The 15,823-nt window shown below is 70.4% G+C and carries 13 protein-coding genes; 9 read left to right on the top strand and 4 right to left on the bottom strand.

Annotated features, from left to right (window positions below; translation table 11 throughout):
• Positions 1 to 38 precede the first annotated feature (38 nt).
• A complete protein-coding gene (locus ACIQF6_RS14095) occupies positions 39 to 1,940 on the bottom strand; it encodes an AMP-dependent synthetase/ligase (protein WP_400894119.1) in 1,902 nt (633 codons plus the stop codon).
• Between the two features lie 277 nt (positions 1,941 to 2,217).
• Here ACIQF6_RS14095 and ACIQF6_RS14090 point away from each other — a divergent pair, with 277 nt between their 5' ends.
• A complete protein-coding gene (locus tag ACIQF6_RS14090; protein ID WP_400894117.1) occupies positions 2,218 to 3,954 on the top strand; it encodes an ABC transporter ATP-binding protein in 1,737 nt (578 codons plus the stop codon).
• Positions 3,955 to 4,220: 266 nt separating this feature from the next.
• Positions 4,221 to 6,119: an ABC transporter ATP-binding protein gene (locus ACIQF6_RS14085; RefSeq protein WP_400895318.1), complete on the top strand. Its 1,899-nt coding sequence runs from the start codon at positions 4,221 to 4,223 to the stop codon at positions 6,117 to 6,119.
• A 40-nt stretch (positions 6,120 to 6,159) separates the two neighbouring features.
• Here ACIQF6_RS14085 and ACIQF6_RS14080 read toward each other — a convergent pair whose 3' ends face one another.
• Positions 6,160 to 7,224, bottom strand: a complete 1,065-nt coding sequence (locus ACIQF6_RS14080; RefSeq protein WP_400894115.1) for an EamA family transporter — start codon at positions 7,222 to 7,224, stop codon at positions 6,160 to 6,162.
• Between the two features lie 104 nt (positions 7,225 to 7,328).
• On the opposite strand from ACIQF6_RS14080, the gene ACIQF6_RS14075 reads away from it, so the two are divergent.
• From ACIQF6_RS14075 to ACIQF6_RS14065, 3 genes are all read left to right on the top strand, one after another.
• Complete coding sequence (locus ACIQF6_RS14075) at positions 7,329 to 7,877, top strand: MarR family winged helix-turn-helix transcriptional regulator (protein WP_400894113.1); 549 nt, start codon at positions 7,329 to 7,331, stop codon at positions 7,875 to 7,877.
• A 208-nt stretch (positions 7,878 to 8,085) separates the two neighbouring features.
• Positions 8,086 to 8,988: an RNA polymerase sigma factor SigJ gene (sigJ, locus tag ACIQF6_RS14070; RefSeq protein ID WP_400894111.1), complete on the top strand. Its 903-nt coding sequence runs from the start codon at positions 8,086 to 8,088 to the stop codon at positions 8,986 to 8,988.
• Between the two features lie 83 nt (positions 8,989 to 9,071).
• Positions 9,072 to 10,142 (top strand): NAD(P)/FAD-dependent oxidoreductase, encoded by a 1,071-nt coding sequence (locus ACIQF6_RS14065; protein ID WP_400894109.1) that lies wholly within the window; start codon positions 9,072 to 9,074, stop codon positions 10,140 to 10,142.
• A 181-nt stretch (positions 10,143 to 10,323) separates the two neighbouring features.
• Here the strand turns inward: ACIQF6_RS14065 and lepA are convergent, their stop codons facing one another.
• A complete protein-coding gene (gene lepA / locus ACIQF6_RS14060) occupies positions 10,324 to 12,192 on the bottom strand; it encodes a translation elongation factor 4 (RefSeq protein ID WP_400894107.1) in 1,869 nt (622 codons plus the stop codon).
• A gap of 102 nt (positions 12,193 to 12,294) precedes the next feature.
• On the opposite strand from lepA, the gene ACIQF6_RS14055 reads away from it, so the two are divergent.
• From ACIQF6_RS14055 to ACIQF6_RS14045, 3 genes are all read left to right on the top strand, one after another.
• A complete protein-coding gene (locus ACIQF6_RS14055) occupies positions 12,295 to 12,600 on the top strand; it encodes an antibiotic biosynthesis monooxygenase family protein (protein WP_400894105.1) in 306 nt (101 codons plus the stop codon).
• Positions 12,601 to 12,765: 165 nt separating this feature from the next.
• On the top strand, positions 12,766 to 13,029 hold the full coding sequence (rpsT, locus tag ACIQF6_RS14050) for a 30S ribosomal protein S20 (RefSeq protein WP_035862702.1): 264 nt from the start codon (positions 12,766 to 12,768) through the stop codon (positions 13,027 to 13,029).
• Positions 13,030 to 13,447: 418 nt separating this feature from the next.
• A complete protein-coding gene (locus tag ACIQF6_RS14045) occupies positions 13,448 to 14,263 on the top strand; it encodes a hypothetical protein (protein WP_400894102.1) in 816 nt (271 codons plus the stop codon).
• Positions 14,264 to 14,387: 124 nt separating this feature from the next.
• On the opposite strand, the gene holA is transcribed toward ACIQF6_RS14045, so the two are convergent.
• Positions 14,388 to 15,383, bottom strand: a complete 996-nt coding sequence (gene holA / locus ACIQF6_RS14040; RefSeq protein ID WP_400894100.1) for a DNA polymerase III subunit delta — start codon at positions 15,381 to 15,383, stop codon at positions 14,388 to 14,390.
• 151 nt (positions 15,384 to 15,534) lie between these two features.
• Between holA and ACIQF6_RS14035 the strand changes: the two genes are divergently transcribed.
• On the top strand, positions 15,535 to 15,798 hold the full coding sequence (locus ACIQF6_RS14035; protein ID WP_400894098.1) for a hypothetical protein: 264 nt from the start codon (positions 15,535 to 15,537) through the stop codon (positions 15,796 to 15,798).
• Positions 15,799 to 15,823: the final 25 nt, after the last annotated feature.

Below are 15,823 nucleotides of genomic sequence, written 5' to 3'. Positions count from 1 at the left end.
CCGCGAAAGTCCGAAGGCCGTACCGGAACCGTGCGGACTCAGGCTTCGTTGGCACCCGCGTACATCTCGGTCACCCGGTCGGCGTAGGTCTTCTCCACCACCGGGCGCTTGATCTTCAGGCTGGGGGTGAGTTCGCCGTGCTCGATGTCCAGGTCACGCGGGAGCAGGGCGAACTTCTTGATCGTCTGCCAGCGCTGCAGCTCGCCGTTGAGCCGCTTCACGAAGCCGTCTATCAGCTCCACGGTGGCCGGGGCCGCCACCACCTCGGCGTACGACTTGCCGGCCAGGCCGTGCTCGGCCGCCCACGGCATGATCACCGTCTCGTCGAGGCCGATCAGCGCGGTGCAGTAGTTGCGGCCGTTGCCGATCACCAGGATGTTGCTGACGAACGGGCAGACCGCCTTGAACTTGCCCTCGACCTCGCTCGGCGCGACGTACTTGCCGCCGGAGGTCTTGAACATGTCCTTCTTGCGGTCGGTGATCCGCAGGTAGCCGCCTGCACCGAGCTCGCCGATGTCGCCGGTGTGGAACCAGCCGTCCGACTCCAGCACCTCCGCGGTCTGCTCGGGCAGCTCGTGGTAGCCGCGCATGACGCCCGGGCCGCGCAGCAGGATCTCGCCGTCCTCGGCGATCCGCACCTCGGTGCCGGGCAGCGGGATGCCGACGGTGCCGACCCGGAAGTCCTCGGCCCGGTTCACGGTGGAACCGGCCGACGTCTCGGTCAGCCCGTAGCCCTCCAGCACCGGGACGCCCGCGCCCTTGAAGAAGTAGCCGATCTCCGGGGCGAGCGCCGCGCTGCCGGACACCGCGCCGCGCAGCCGGCCGCCGAACGCCGCCCGGATCTTGGTGTAAACCAGCTTGTCGGCCAGGCTGTGCTGCAGCCGCAGGCCCAGTGGGGCGCTCTCGTGGCCGTGCGCGACCTGGTTGGCCTGGATGGTCTGCGCGTACTCGCGGGCCACCTGCGCCGCCCACATGAAGATCTTGTACTTGGCCCCGCCCTCGGCCCGGGCCTTTCCGGCGATGCCGTTGTAGACCTTCTCGAAGATCCGCGGCGCGGACGCCATCAGGGTCGGACGGATCACCGGCAGGTTGTGGATGATCCGGTCCACCCGGCCGTCCACCGCCATCACGTGGCCGGTGGCGATCTGGCCGGAGATCAGCGTCTTGCCGAACACGTGCGACAGCGGCAGCCACATGAACTGCACGTCGTCGGAGCGCAGCAGCCCGCTCTCCTCCTGCGCCACGCCCTCGTACGACCAGCAGTCGTGCACCAGGCGCACGCCCTTCGGGCGGCCGGTGGTGCCGGAGGTGTAGATCAGGGTGGCCAGCTGCTCCTTGTCGAGCGAGTCGATCGCCTTGTCGACGGCGTCCGGGTTCTCGCCCAGGTACGCGGTGCCGCGCTGCTCCAGCTCGGCCAGCGTCAGCACGGTCAGGCCCTCGACCTGCGGCACGTCGTCGCCCGGCTCGTCGAAGACGATCACGTACTCCAGCGCGGGCAGTCCGGCCTTCTGCTCGGCGGCCTTGCGCAGCTGGCCGGCGTTCTCGGCGAACAGCGCGCGGCTGCCGGAGTTGGCCAGGATGAACGCGGTCTCGTCGGCGTTGGTGCTCGGGTAGACCGTGGTGGTGGCCGCGCCGGCGCACATGTTGCCCAGGTCCGCGAGGATCCACTCGATCCGGGTGGCGGAGGCGATCGCGACCCGGTCCTCGGCCCGGATGCCCAGCGCCATCAGGCCCGCCGCGACGGCGCGGATCCGTTCGTTGGCCTGCGCCCAGGTCAGCGACCGCCACTGCTCCGCGCCCGGCGCGCTGTCCGCGGCCTGCTCGTCCACCGGAACCGGGTACCGATACGCCTCACCGTTCGGCGTGGCCTTTACCCTGCTGAGCAGAAGATGCGCCACGGAGGGCGGACGCCGCTCGATCATGGACTGCGCGGAACTCAACGAGGACCTCCGGGGGCGGGTGGACCGAGAGTGGGTGAACGACGGCCGTGGGGGCGCGGCCGGCAACCGACTTAACCGGTGAGTAACAAGAGGGCAATCAGCAGCCTAGGGGGTGAAAAGCCGTTCCGTAAGGGGGTGACGTGAGCTGGCACACTCACGGGGCGGCAGTGCAGGCAGAGTGCACACCAGACGTACAGGCCCGGTCCACGGGTGAAGCTTTTTCACAAGTACCCGAATTTGGGATGCGTGCGTCCCCCTCGCAGACGAGAGTGGCACGGTGCTTTTCAGACTTCTACGGGCTCACCTCGGCCCCTACTCCCGCGACATCACAGTGCTGGTGCTGCTTCAGCTGATCTCCACCATCGGCATGCTGTACCTGCCGACGCTGAACGCCGACATCATCGACAGCGGCGTCCTCAAGGGCGACACCGGATACATCCTGCGGGTCGGCGGCGTGATGGTCGGCGTCTCGCTCGCCCAGGCCGTCTGCTCGATCGGCGCGGTCTACTACGGCGCCCGCACCGCGATGGCCGTCGGCCGCGACCTGCGCGCCGCGGTGTTCTCCCGGGTGCAGGAGTTCTCCGCCCGCGAGCTCAACCAGTTCGGTGCGCCCTCGCTGATCACCCGCACCACCAACGACGTCCAGCAGGTCCAGATGCTGGCCCTGATGACCTTCACGCTGATGGTCGCCGCACCGATCATGTGCATCGGCGGCATCGTCATGGCGCTCAACCAGGACGTGCCGCTGTCCGGCCTGCTGCTGGCCGTGGTGCCCGCGCTGGGCGCCGTCGTCACCGTGCTGGTCGCCAAGATGCGGCCGCAGTTCCGCGGCATGCAGACCCGCATCGACTCGGTCAACCGGATCATGCGCGAGCAGATCACCGGCATCCGGGTCATCCGCGCCTTCGTCAAGGACGACCACGAGAAGCAGCGCTTCAGCGGTGCCAACGGCGAACTCGCCGACTACTCGCTGCGGGTCGGCCGGCTGATGTCGCTGATGTTCCCCATCGTCATGGGCGTGGTGAACATCTCCAGCGTCGCCGTGTTCTGGTTCGGCGCGCACCGCATCGACAGCGGCGGCATGCAGATCGGCGCACTCACCGCTTTCCTCTCCTATCTGCTGCAGATTCTGATGAGCGTCATGATGGCCACCTTCATGTTCATGATGGTGCCGCGTGCCGAGGTCTGCGCCGAGCGCATCCAGGAGGTGCTGGACACCTCCTCCAGCGTCGTCCCGCCGCTGGCCCCCGTCACCGAACTGCACACTCACGGCACGCTGGAACTGCGCGGCGTCGACTTCCGCTACCCCGGCGCCGAGGTGCCGGTGCTGCGCGGCATCGACCTGACCGCCCGGCCCGGCGAGACCACCGCCGTCATCGGCTCCACCGGTGCCGGCAAGACCACCCTGCTCGGCCTCGTCCCCCGGCTCTTCGACGCCACCGGTGGCGAGGTGCTGGTCAACGGCGTGGACGTCCGCGACCTCGACCCGCAGAAACTGTCCGAGGTGATCGGCCTCGTCCCGCAGAAGCCGTACCTGTTCTCCGGCACCGTCGCTTCCAACCTGCGCTACGGCAAGCCCGAGGCCACCGACGAGGAACTCTGGCACGCCCTGGAGATCGCCCAGGCCAAGGACTTCGTGGAAAAGTTCCCCGAAGGCCTGGACGCCCCGATCGCACAGGGCGGCACCAACGTCTCCGGCGGCCAGCGCCAGCGCCTGGCGATCGCCCGGGCCCTGGTCCGCAAGCCCGAGATCTACCTGTTCGACGACTCCTTCTCGGCCCTCGACTACGCCACCGACGCCCGCCTGCGCGCCGCGCTCGCGGACGAGACCGGGAACGCCACCGTGGTGATCGTCGCCCAGCGCGTCTCCACCATCCGCGACGCCGACCGGATCATCGTCCTCGACGAGGGCGCCGTCGTCGGCACCGGCACCCACCAGGAGCTGATGGCCGACAACCCGACGTACCGGGAGATCGTGCTCTCCCAGCTCACCGAGCAGGAGGCGGCGGCGTGACCACCCCCGACAGCCCCGACGTGACCGAGCCCGGCACCACCGCGCCCGGCGTCACCAACCTCGATGCGGCCGGACCCGCAACTGCCGGACCCACTGCGGCCGGTATGGCCGCTGCCGACCCTGCCGACGCCGGCACGGCCGGGTCGAAGCCGGGCAAGCCCGACCTCGGCAAGGCCGACGCCCCCGCGGGCGACGACGAGCAGGAGACGGTCTCGACCTCGCAGGAGGCGGCCGCCCGCCGCGGCGGGCCCGGACCGGCGCGGTTCATGGGCGCCCAGGGCACCGAGAAGGCCAAGGACCTCGGCGGCTCCGCGAAGCGCCTGATCGGTCTGCTCAAGCCGGAACGCAAGCTGCTGTTCAGCGTGCTCGGATTCGGCGCGCTCTCCGTCGGCTGTGCGGTGGTCGGCCCCCGGGTGCTCGGCAAGGCGACCGACCTGATCGTCGCCGGAGCCACCGGACCGCGCTTCGCCGGAGCCCCGAGCAAGCAGGCCGTGCTCGACGGTCTGCGTGCCAAGGGCGAGGGCAACATCGCCGACCTGCTCGCCTCGATCGACTTCACCCCCGGCCGGGGCATGGACTTCGGTGCCATCGGCACCATCCTTCTCTGGGTTCTGGGCATCTACCTGGCCGCCGTGGTGTTCGGCGTGGTCCAGGGCCGGCTGTCCGCGCTGGCGATCAACCGTGCGGTGTTCCGGCTCCGCGAGGAGACCGAGGCGAAGCTCGCCCGGCTGCCGCTCAGCTACTTCGACCGCCAGCCGCGCGGTGAGGTACTGAGCCGAGTCACCAACGACATCGACAACATCAACCAGTCGATGCAGCAGACCATGGGACAGGTCGTCAACTCGCTGCTGACCATCGTCGGCGTGCTCGGGATGATGTTCTGGATCTCCCCGCTGCTGGCCTTGATAGCGCTGATCTCCGTCCCGGTCTCGGTGGTGGTCGCCGCCAAGGTCGGCAAGCGGGCCCAGCCTCAGTTCATCAAGCAGTGGGGCTCCACCGGCAAGCTGAACGCCCACATCGAGGAGATGTTCACCGGGCACAGCCTGGTGAAGGTATTCGGCCGCCAGAAGGAGTCGAGGGACCTCTTCCAGCAGGAGAACCAGGCACTCTACGAAGCCTCCTTCCGTGCGCAGTTCATCTCGGGCATCATCCAGCCCGCGATGATGCTGGTCGGCAACATCAACTACGTGCTGGTCGCCGTGGTCGGCGGTCTGCGGGTGGCCACCGGCGCGCTGTCCATCGGTGACGTCCAGGCGTTCATCCAGTACTCCCGCCAGTTCAGCCAGCCGCTCAGCCAGGTCGCCTCGATGGCCAACCTCGTGCAGTCCGGTGTCGCCTCCGCCGAGCGGGTCTTCGAACTGCTCGACGCCGACGAGCAGTCTCCCGAGCCGCAGCATCCGGAGCGCCCCGCCGAGGTGCACGGCCGCGTCGCTTTCGAGGACGTCTCCTTCCGTTACGACCCGGAGAAGCCGCTCATCGACGGCCTGTCGCTGAAGGTCGAACCCGGCCACACCGTGGCCATCGTCGGACCGACCGGTGCCGGCAAGACCACCATGGTCAACCTCCTGATGCGTTTCTACGAGGTGAGCGGCGGCCGGATCACCCTCGACGGCGTGGACATCGCCGCGATGTCCCGCGAGGAGCTGCGCTCCGGCATCGGCATGGTGCTCCAGGACACCTGGCTGTTCGGCGGCACCATCGCCGAGAACATCGCCTACGGTGCCGAAACCGCCACCCGCGAGCAGGTGATCGAGGCGGCGAAGGCCGCGCACGTGGACCGCTTCGTGCGCACCCTCCCCGACGGCTACGACACCGTCCTGGACGACGAGGGCACCGGCGTCAGCGCGGGCGAGAAGCAGCTGATCACCATCGCCCGGGCCTTCCTCGCCCAGCCCTCGATCCTGGTGCTCGACGAGGCGACCAGCTCCGTCGACACCCGCACCGAGGTGCTGATCCAGCGGGCGATGGCGGAGCTGCGTACCGGCCGCACCTCCTTCGTGATCGCCCACCGCCTCTCCACCATCCGGGATGCCGACGTGATCCTGGTGATGGAGAACGGTTCGATCGTGGAGCAGGGCAACCACGACCAGCTGATCGCTGCCGACGGCGCCTACGCCCGGCTGTACCAGGCGCAGTTCGCCCAGGCGGTGGCCGAGGTCGACTGACGCGACGTCAGCCCGCTGCCCGGCCGACCGGCTCGGCCTGTCAGCCGCCCTGGGGGAGGTCCGCACCGCGGGCCTCCCCCTCGCGTATCGCGGCGAGGGGGAGGGCCGAGGCAGGGCCGGCCGGAGTGGTGGCGGTCGGGATCGAAGAGGTGGCGGCGGTCGGGGCGGCAGGGGCAGTCGGGGCACTCAGGGCCGGGGCGGTTGTGGTCGAGGCGTTGGCGATCGAACCGGCGTCCGAGGCGGCGACCACCGTGGTGGCGGGTCGGCCAGCCGGGCGTTGGCCGAGCAGGGTGGAGCTCAGGGCGAGGGCCATTCCCAGCAGCTGCACGGCGTTGAGGGACTGGCCGAGAGCGGCCCAGCCGATCACTGCCGCCGACACCGGGCTGAGCAGGCCCAGGAAGGCCACCGACGTGGCGGGCAGACGACCAATGCCGCGGAACCAGACCCAGTACGCCAGCGCGGTGTTGGCCACCGCGAGGTAGGCGTACCCGAGCAGGTTGGTGCCGCTGAGCGCGGGCGGAGCGCCCTCGACCAGGGCGGCGACCGGGAGCAGCAGCAGACCGCCGGCGGTGAGCTGCCATCCCGTCAGGGCGAGCGGGCCGACGCCGTCCGGGCGGCCCCAGCGCTTGGTGAGCACCGTGCCGGCGGCCATCGCCCCGGCCCCGGCGAGACCGGCCAGCACACCTATCGCGTCCAACCGGGCGGTGGCGCGCAGCACCACCAGGGCCACGCCGAACACACCTACCGTCCCGGCCAACAGGGCCCGCCGACCGAATCGCTCCCCCAGCAGGGGCACGGCCAGGCCGGCGGCCAGCAGCGGCTGTATCGCGCCGAGGACGGCGGCCACTCCGCCGGGCAGGCGGTAGGCGGCAACGAAGAGCAGAGCGAAGAAGACGCCGATGTTGAGCGTCCCCAGCACGGCCGAGCGCCACCACCAGGAGCCGCTGGGCAGTCGTCGGGTGACGGCCAGCAGCACCAGGCCGGCGGGCAGGGCGCGCAGAGTGGCAGTGAGCAACGGCCGGTCCGCAGGGAGCAGTTCGGTCGTCACGGCATAGGTGGAGCCCCACGCGAGCGGGGCGAGCGCGGTGAGAGCTACGGTTCGCATGAGAGATAGCTTAGCGCCAAGCTACTTACTGTCGAGTCAATTAACGAAAGACATCTCGGCACTCACCCACTCACTTCCGAGCAGCCCTGTGCCACACTGACCAAATGGACCGAGTGGACCTTCGCAGCAGTGCGCACGACCCCGTGGACGCGATCGCCGATCAGTGGCGGCACGAGCGCCCCGACCTCGCCGGCCGGACGGAGGCCATGGCCGCGTTCGGCCGGGTGCACCGGGTCTCGCGCGCGGTCAGCGACCTGATGGAGCAGGCGTACGCGCCGTTCGGCATCGGCAACGGCGAGTTCGACGTCCTGGCCACGCTGCGCCGCTCCGGAGAGCCGTTCTCGCTGTCACCGCGCGAGCTGACCGCCACCCTGATGCTCACCACCGGCGGAATGACCGGCCGGCTGGACAAGCTGGAGCGGGCCGGCCTGGTCACCCGCTCCCCCGACCCGAACGACCGGCGCGGCCTGCGGATCACCCTCACCGACGCCGGCCGCGAGACGGTCGACCAGGCAGTGGCCGCGGGCACCGCCGTCCAGCAGCGGATCATCGACCGGCTGGGCGAGCAGCGGCTGTCCGAGCTGAACACGCTGCTCCGGGATCTGCTGCACAGCGTGGAGAACACCCCGCACCCGACGGCGTCCCGCTTCTGACGGCCACTCGGCGGTTGGCGACCGAGCGGGCACCGGCCGAGCGGTCGCTGCCGACCGAGAAACCGCCGACAACCGGGCGACCGCCTGCCACCGAGTCGCCGGCACCGGCCGAGCGGTCACCGACCCGCAGGCATCCGCCTCCGCCACCGCCTGACGCCGGATCAATACCGCTTGCCGCCCCGGATGTTCGGCGCGCTACCGTTGGCGAATGCCCGATCCGACCGCGGCCGTCCCCGCACCGTCCGGCCCCGTGGACGCGTTCCAGGCCGAGCGCCGCTACCTGGGGGCGGTGGCCTACCGCCTGCTGGGTTCGGTCGCCGACGCCGAGGACGTGGTGCAGGAGGCCTGGCTGCGTTGGCAGTCGGCCGACCGGTCGAACATCGCCGAACCGCGTGCCTACCTGACCACGGTGGTGACCAGGCTCTGCTACGACCAGCTGGGTTCGGCCCGGGCCCGCCGGGAGGCGTACTTCGGCGAGTGGCTGCCGGAGCCACTGCTGAGCACCGAGAAATCCCCCGCCGAGTTGGCCGAGGTCGGCGAGGCCGTGTCGGTGGCGATGCTCGCGGTGATGGAGCAGCTGAGTCCGGCGGAGCGGGCCGCGTTCGTACTGCACGACGTCTTCGCGGTGGGCTTCGAGGAGATCGCCTCGGCGTTGGACCGTTCCCCCGAGGCCACCCGGCAGCTCGCCTCGCGGGCCCGCCGGCGGGTGCGGGACAGCGGCCGTCGCAGCACCGTCGACCCGGCCGAGCACCGGCAGGTGGTGACGGCGTTCATCGCCGCGGCGACCGGCGGCGACCTGACGGCGCTGATGAAGGTGCTCGACCCCGAGGTGGTCTGGCACGCCGACGGCGGCGGGATCGTCAGTGCGGGCCGCCGGCCGCTGCTCGGCGCGATCCACGTGGGCCGCCTGGTCCGCAAGCTCGCCGAGCGCTCGGTCGATGCGCAGCGCCCGCTGGTGCCGATGCTGGTCAACGGCGAACTGGGCGCGGTCTGGTACGCCACACCGGGGGTGATCGGTGGCGTACTGGCGTTCACCGTCGCGGACGGCCGGATCACCTCCGCGTACGCCATGGTCAACCCGGAGAAGCTCGCCCACCTCACGGAGGCGTGACACAGGTCACGGTCACACTCCCGCGAGCTGCTCCGTCCCCCTTCCGTATCCGCCACCCGGCGGGGTCCGTGAAGGAGAACGAAATGACCGGCAAGCACATCGTGGTGATCGGCGCGGGCTACGCGGGGCTGTCCGCCGCCGCCGGGATCGGCCGAGGGCCGAACCAGGTCACCTTGATCGCCCCGGAGCGGCGCTTCGAGCACCGGGTGCGCCAGCACGAGATCGCCGTCGGCCGCCGGGTCTCCCGGCCCGAGGTCGCCCACGTGCTGCGCGGCCGCAAGGTCACCCACCTGGCCACCCGGGTCGTCGAACTCGATCTGGCCGGGCGGAAGGTGGTCACCGAGGACGGCAGTCGGATCGCCTACGACACCCTGGTGTACGCGCTCGGCAGCCGGGTCGCCTGGAGCGACGTGCCCGGTGCTGCCGAGCACGCGTACTCGGCGGCGCAGGCCGAGGAGCTGCACCGTCGGATCACCGGCGCGCCGGTGCCCGGAACGATCGCGGTGGTCGGCGGCGGCGCGACCGGAATCGAACTGGCCACCGAGCTGGCCGAGGCCCACCGCGACTGGCAGGTCCGGCTGGTGGCGTCCGGCCCGGTCGGTGGCTGGCTGTCGAAGCGGGGTCGGACGCACGTTCTGTCGGTGCTCGCCCGGCTCGGGGTCCGGGTCGACGAGGCGCACCATGTCACCGCCGTCACCGCCGCCGGGCTGGAGACTGCGGCCGGCCCGATCCCCGCCGACGTGGTGGTGTGGGCCGGCCCGCTGGAACCGCATCCGCTGGCCGCCGACTCCGGCCTGGCCGTCACCGACCGCGGCCAGGCCGTGGTGGACGATCACCTGCGTTCGGTGTCGCACCCCGACGTCTACGTGGCCGGGGATGCCGCCTCCGTCGACGTGCCCGGCGTCGGACGCCTCCGGATGGCCTGCGCCACCGCCCAGCCCCAGGGCCGCTACCTGGGCAAACTGCTCAGCGGACGCACCGACAGCGCATTCTCGTTCCGCTATCTCACCCAGTGCCTGAGCCTGGGCCGCGGCGAGGCGCTGGTGCAGCTGATCCACAGCGACGACTCGATGAAGCCCCGCGTGGTGACCGGGGTCCCCGGCCGACTGGTCAAGTCGCTGATCGTCAACGCCTTGCCGCTGTCGCTGCGCTGACCTTCCGACAGCCCGCAGAACCGTCCGGCAGCACCGTCGACTCGCCACCGACTCGCCACCGACGCCGCGTTGCCGTGCTGCCGCGTTGCCGCGTTGCCGCGTTGCCGCGTTGCCGCCAGGAAACGGCGACGGGCCGGGGCCCGTGTGGGGACCCCGGCCCGTGCGGCCGACCGTGTAGGAGTTACTTCTTCTCCTTCGGAGCCTCCGCGTCCGTCGACAGCGCGGCAATGAAGGCCTCCTGCGGGACCTCCACTCGGCCGACCATCTTCATCCGCTTCTTGCCTTCCTTCTGCTTCTCCAGCAGCTTGCGCTTACGCGAGATGTCACCGCCGTAGCACTTGGCGAGAACGTCCTTGCGGATCGCGCGGACCGTCTCACGGGCGATCACCCGGGAGCCGATCGCCGCCTGGATCGGCACCTCGAACTGCTGGCGCGGGATCAGCTTCTGCAGCTTGCCGGCCATCATCACGCCGTAGTTGTAGGCCTTGTCCTTGTGCACGATCGCGGAGAACGCGTCCACCGCGTCGCCGTGCAGCAGGATGTCGACCTTGACCAGGTTCGCGGACTGCTCGCCGATGGGCTCGTAGTCCAGCGAGGCGTAACCGCGGGTCTTGGACTTCAGCTGGTCGAAGAAGTCGAAGACGATCTCGGCCAGCGGCAGGGTGTAGCGCAGCTCCACCCGGTCCTCGGAGAGGTAGTCCATGCCCTGGAGGTTGCCGCGGCGGGACTGGCAGAGCTCCATGATCGCGCCGACGAACTCGTTCGGAGCCAGGATGGTGCCGCGCACGACCGGCTCGTACACCTCGGCGATCTTGCCGGTGGGGAACTCGCTCGGGTTGGTGACGGTGTGCTCGGTGCCGTCCTCCATGATCACCCGGTAGATCACGTTCGGAGCGGTGGAGATCAGGTCGAGGTTGAACTCGCGCTCCAGGCGCTCCCGGATGATCTCCAGGTGCAGCAGGCCGAGGAAGCCACAGCGGTAGCCGAAGCCGAGGGCGACCGAGGTCTCCGGCTCGTAGGCCAGCGCGGCGTCGTTCAGGCGCAGCTTGTCGAGGGCGTCGCGGAGCAGCGGGTAGTCCGAACCGTCCAGCGGGTAGAGGCCGGAGAACACCATCGGGCGCGGGTCCTTGTAGCCGCCGAGCGGCTCGGTGGCGCCCTTGTTCTGCGAGGTGATGGTGTCACCGACCTTGGACTGCCGCACGTCCTTCACACCGGTGATGATGTAGCCCACCTCACCGACACCGAGGCCGTCGGCGACCTTCGGCTCGGGCGAGATGACGCCGATCTCCAGCAGTTCGTGGGTGGCACCGGTGGACATCATGGCGATCCGCTCACGCTTGGTGAGCTGGCCGTCGACCACTCGCACGTAGGTGACCACGCCGCGGTAGGCGTCGTACACCGAGTCGAAGATCATCGCGCGGGCCGGGGCGTCCTTGACGCCGACCGGGGCGGGGATCTTCTCGACCACGTGGTCGAGCAGGTCCTCCACGCCGAGGCCGGTCTTCGCGGAGACCTTCAGCACGTCGGCCGGGTCGCAGCCGATGATGTGCGCGATCTCCGCCGCGTACTTCTCGGGCTGGGCGGCCGGCAGGTCGATCTTGTTGAGCACCGGGATGATGGTGAGGTCGTTCTCCAGCGCCAGGTACAGGTTGGCGAGGGTCTGCGCCTCGATGCCCTGGGCCGCGTCGACCACCAGGATGGTTCCCTCGCAGGCCGCAAGGGAGCGGGACACCTCGTACGTGAAGTCCACGTGGCCGGGGGTGTCGATCATGTTGAGGATGTGCGTCTTGCCCGCGTTCTCACCGGTCCGCGGCGCCCACGGGAGGCGGACAGCCTGCGACTTGATGGTGATGCCGCGCTCGCGCTCGATGTCCATCCGGTCGAGGTACTGGGCGCGCATCTGCCGGGGATCGACGACGCCGGTGATCTGCAGCATCCGGTCGGCGAGCGTCGACTTGCCGTGGTCGATGTGGGCGATGATGCAGAAGTTGCGAATCACCGCCGGGTCAGTACGGCTGGGCTCTGGCACGTTGCTGGGGGTCGCGGGCACCTTGGTCCGATTTCTGATCCGATCAATATGGTTCCGCCCATCCTCCCATGCCCGAGGCCGACCGGTCTTTCCGCCCGGGCTGGCACGCGCCAGGATGTCCGCATGATCTTGGAGAGTGCCCTGCTCGACGTCCGCCCCGGCAACGAGGACGACTTCCTCGCCGCCTTCGCCGAAGCCCGTCCGCTGATCGCCGCCCAGCGGGGGTTCCGCCGCCTCGAACTGCGCCGCTGCCTGGACGACGGCAGCACCTCGCGCTTCCTGTTGCAGGTCGAGTGGGAGACCCTGGAGGACCACACCGAGGGCTTCCGCCGCTCCCCCGAGTACGGGCGCTGGCGCGAGTTGCTGCACCACTACTACGACCCGTTCCCGACAGTCGAGCACTACGGCGAGCCGCTGATCAGCGCCTGACGGGACGCCGCCGGTGGTCGTGCCGCCGGTCCGGTTTGGGCGGCACAGGCCGGCCCTGGTAGCGTGGGCGGCTGCACTCCGCCCTCGGCATGCCCTCTCAGCAGGTCCGGGCGGCGAGCGGTGCAACCCGTTGAACTGCCGATTCACACAGACTGAGGCTCTTTCGTGGCGAACATCAAGTCCCAGATCAAGCGCAACAAGACCAACGAGAAGGCGCGCCTGCGCAACAAGGCCGTCAAGTCCTCGCTGAAGACCGCTCTGCGCAAGGCCCGCGAGGCCGCTGCCGCCGGCGAGAACGAGAAGGCCGTCGAGCTGGCTCGCGCCGCCTCCAAGGCCCTCGACAAGGCCGTCAGCAAGGGCATCATCCACAAGAACCAGGCCGCCAACAAGAAGTCGGCGATCACCAAGCGCGTCAACGTCGCTGCCTGATCCTGGTCCTTCCCGTACGGCTCGGCCGTACGAACCGGTGCTCCGGCACCACCTCGGGCGGCGTGACTCGGCGGCCCTCTACCCGCCACCGCCAACCGTCCGCTCCCGGGAATCCGGCCCTCTACCCGGATTCCCGATGAGCTGCACGACCCGTACCGCACGCGGCCTGCGTTCGCCACGCGGGTGCGGTACCCGATGAACCACGGGAAGTCCCCGCTCGGGGCACTTCCTCCGACTGCCCGCCCGGTAACCACCAGGCGGGCAGTCCGCGTTTCCGGCCCCGGTCGACGGCTGCCGGCCCGGCAGCTGCGGTGCTCAACCTTCGCAGTGGAAAAGGGGATCGGCGCGGACGCTGCGGCAAGGTAAGGTGCGGAGGTTCTTGGCACTGCCCGTGCGTGACCAACTACTCGGGGGAACGATGTCGACTCCGCCGCCGCATCCGCTGCAGGGCCACCGCTCCACCAGCAGCTTCTCGCGCAGCCCCCGCAGTTCCTCGACGACCGGCCCCAGGACCGGCCCGGTCACCACCATCGGGCCGGACGGGCCCTCCAACGACGGCGGCGGTCCCAACGGGACGGACCCTGGCCGGAATCGTCCCGGGCCCGGACTGCGGTGGGGCATCGGCGGCGCCCTGGCGGCTTCGGTGGTGTGGGCGGCAACCGTCCTGACGGTCCCCTCGCTGATCAACGGCGACTCGGCACCGAACGTCCCGCGTGTCGTCGGCTACCAGGTGGTCGACAACCTGTGCACCACCGCCCGTCTGACCTCCTTCAGCCAGCTGTACCCGGCACCGACAGGCAGCCCCTACCACTACACGACGCACCACCGGGCGCTGGACGAGATGTATTGCAGCCAGTACCGCAAGAAGGTCGGCGACAGCCAGGACTTCTACACCCTCTACCTACAGGTGCAGCTCCACCACGAGGTCGACCCACGCCCGGAGTTCGACGCCCAGCGCGACGGGCTGGCCCAACGCCACTACCAGGTCAGCACGGTGCCCGGCCTCGGTGACGCGGCCTACGTCGGCTACCTGGACGACGCCGACAGCGGCAACCCGAGCCGGCACTACCTCACCCAGGTCCTGTACGCCCGCCAGGGCGGCATGACCTGCTACACCAGCTGGTCCGCCTCCTACCAGGACGGCCAGGGCACCGCGCCCAACCGCGACGAAGTCCGTACCGCGTTGCTCGCCGACACCCGCGAACTCCTGCGCACCCTCGGCGGATCCCCCTGACCGCACCCCGGGCCCGGGCCCGGGACCTGCCGGTCAGGCCCGAGGCGCCGGTTGGCCGGTCAGGCCCGAGCACCGATCGGCCTGATCCCGCGAGGCTGCTTCCGCAGCGCCGCTGCGGTGCGGCTCAGTACGGGCGCGAGCCGGCCCGGGAGGCGCGGGCCACGGCGACCACGGCACGTTCCAGGGCGTATGCGGGGTCGTCGGAACCACCCTTGACGGCGGCGTCGGCCTCGGCGACAGCCGTGAGCGCGGCGGCCACGCCGTCGCCCGTCCAGCCGCGCATCTGCTGGCGGACCCGGTCCACCTTCCACGGCGGCATGCCCAGCTCGCGGGCCAGGTCCGCCGGGCGGAGGTTGCGGCCGGCGCTGGCAAGTCGGCCGATGCTGCGCACTCCGGAGGCGAGCGCATACGTGATGCCCGTGGGCGGCTGGCCCACGGCCAGCGCCCAACGCAGTCGCTCCAGCGCCTCGGCGGCCCGGCCCGTGACGGCAAGGTCCGCCACCTCGAAGCCGGTCGCCTCGGCCCGTCCGCTGTAGTACTTCGCGACCGCCGTCTCGTCGATCGGGCCCTCGATGTCGGCCGTCAACTGACTGCAGGCGGCCGACAGTTCGCGCAGGTCGCTGCCCAGCGAGTCGAGCAGTGCCTGGCACGCCTCCGGGCTGGCGGCCCGACCCAGGGTACGGAACTCGTTGCGGATGAACGCCAGCTTCTCGCTCGCCTTGGTGAGCTTGGCGCACAGAACCTCCCGCGCGCCGGCCTTCTTCGCCGCATCCAGCAGGCCCTTGCCCTTGGCGCCGCCCGGATGGACCAGCACCATGATCACTTCCTCGGCCGGCGACTCCAGGTACGCCTTGACCTCCTTGACCGCGTCAGCCGCGAGGTCCTGCGCGGCCCGGACCACGATCACCTTCCGCTCCGCAAAGAGCGAGGGGGTGGTGAGCTCGGCCAACTGCCCGGCCTGCAGCGCACCCGGCGCGAGGTCGCGCACGTCCGTCTCCGGGTCTGCCGCCTTCGCCGCCGCCACCACCTCGGCGACTGCGCGGTCCAGCAGCAGCTCCTCCTGGCCGACCGCAACGGTCAGCGGGGCGAGCAGGTCGTCGGGTGCACTCTTCCTGGCCATCGTCTACCAGGATCGCATGCCGTGCCGACAGGCCTGCCCCGGCACGTCCCCGCACCCGTCCACCAGCACCGCCCGCCCGGCTTGTCCACCGGGGTGACAGCCGGGGTGGGGCCGCCGCCACGCTGCCCGCCGGGCTGGGGAGAATGATGGCGTGATCAAGAACAATGACCGTCAATTGCTCGTCCTTCCTGACCGCGACGCGGCAGATGAGGTTGCCGAGGAGTTGAGCGCGCGCTGGCACGACCTTGGCGACGTGGAGGTGGTCCGGGACGCCCTCGCCGGCGAGGACGACGCCGAGGACGCCCAGTGGATCGTGGTCGTCGAGGCCCCCGAGGACGAGGGCTGGACGCCTCAACTGCTGGCCGAACTCGACCGGCTCGTCGCCGAGCAGGACGGGTGGCGCGAACAGGACTGACCTGCCACCAGCCCACTCGACGTGT

The sequence above is a fragment of the Kitasatospora sp. NPDC092948 genome, assembly GCF_044754805.1.
GTDB lineage: Bacteria > Actinomycetota > Actinomycetes > Streptomycetales > Streptomycetaceae > Kitasatospora.
This window is presented reverse-complemented; position numbering and strand designations above follow the sequence as displayed.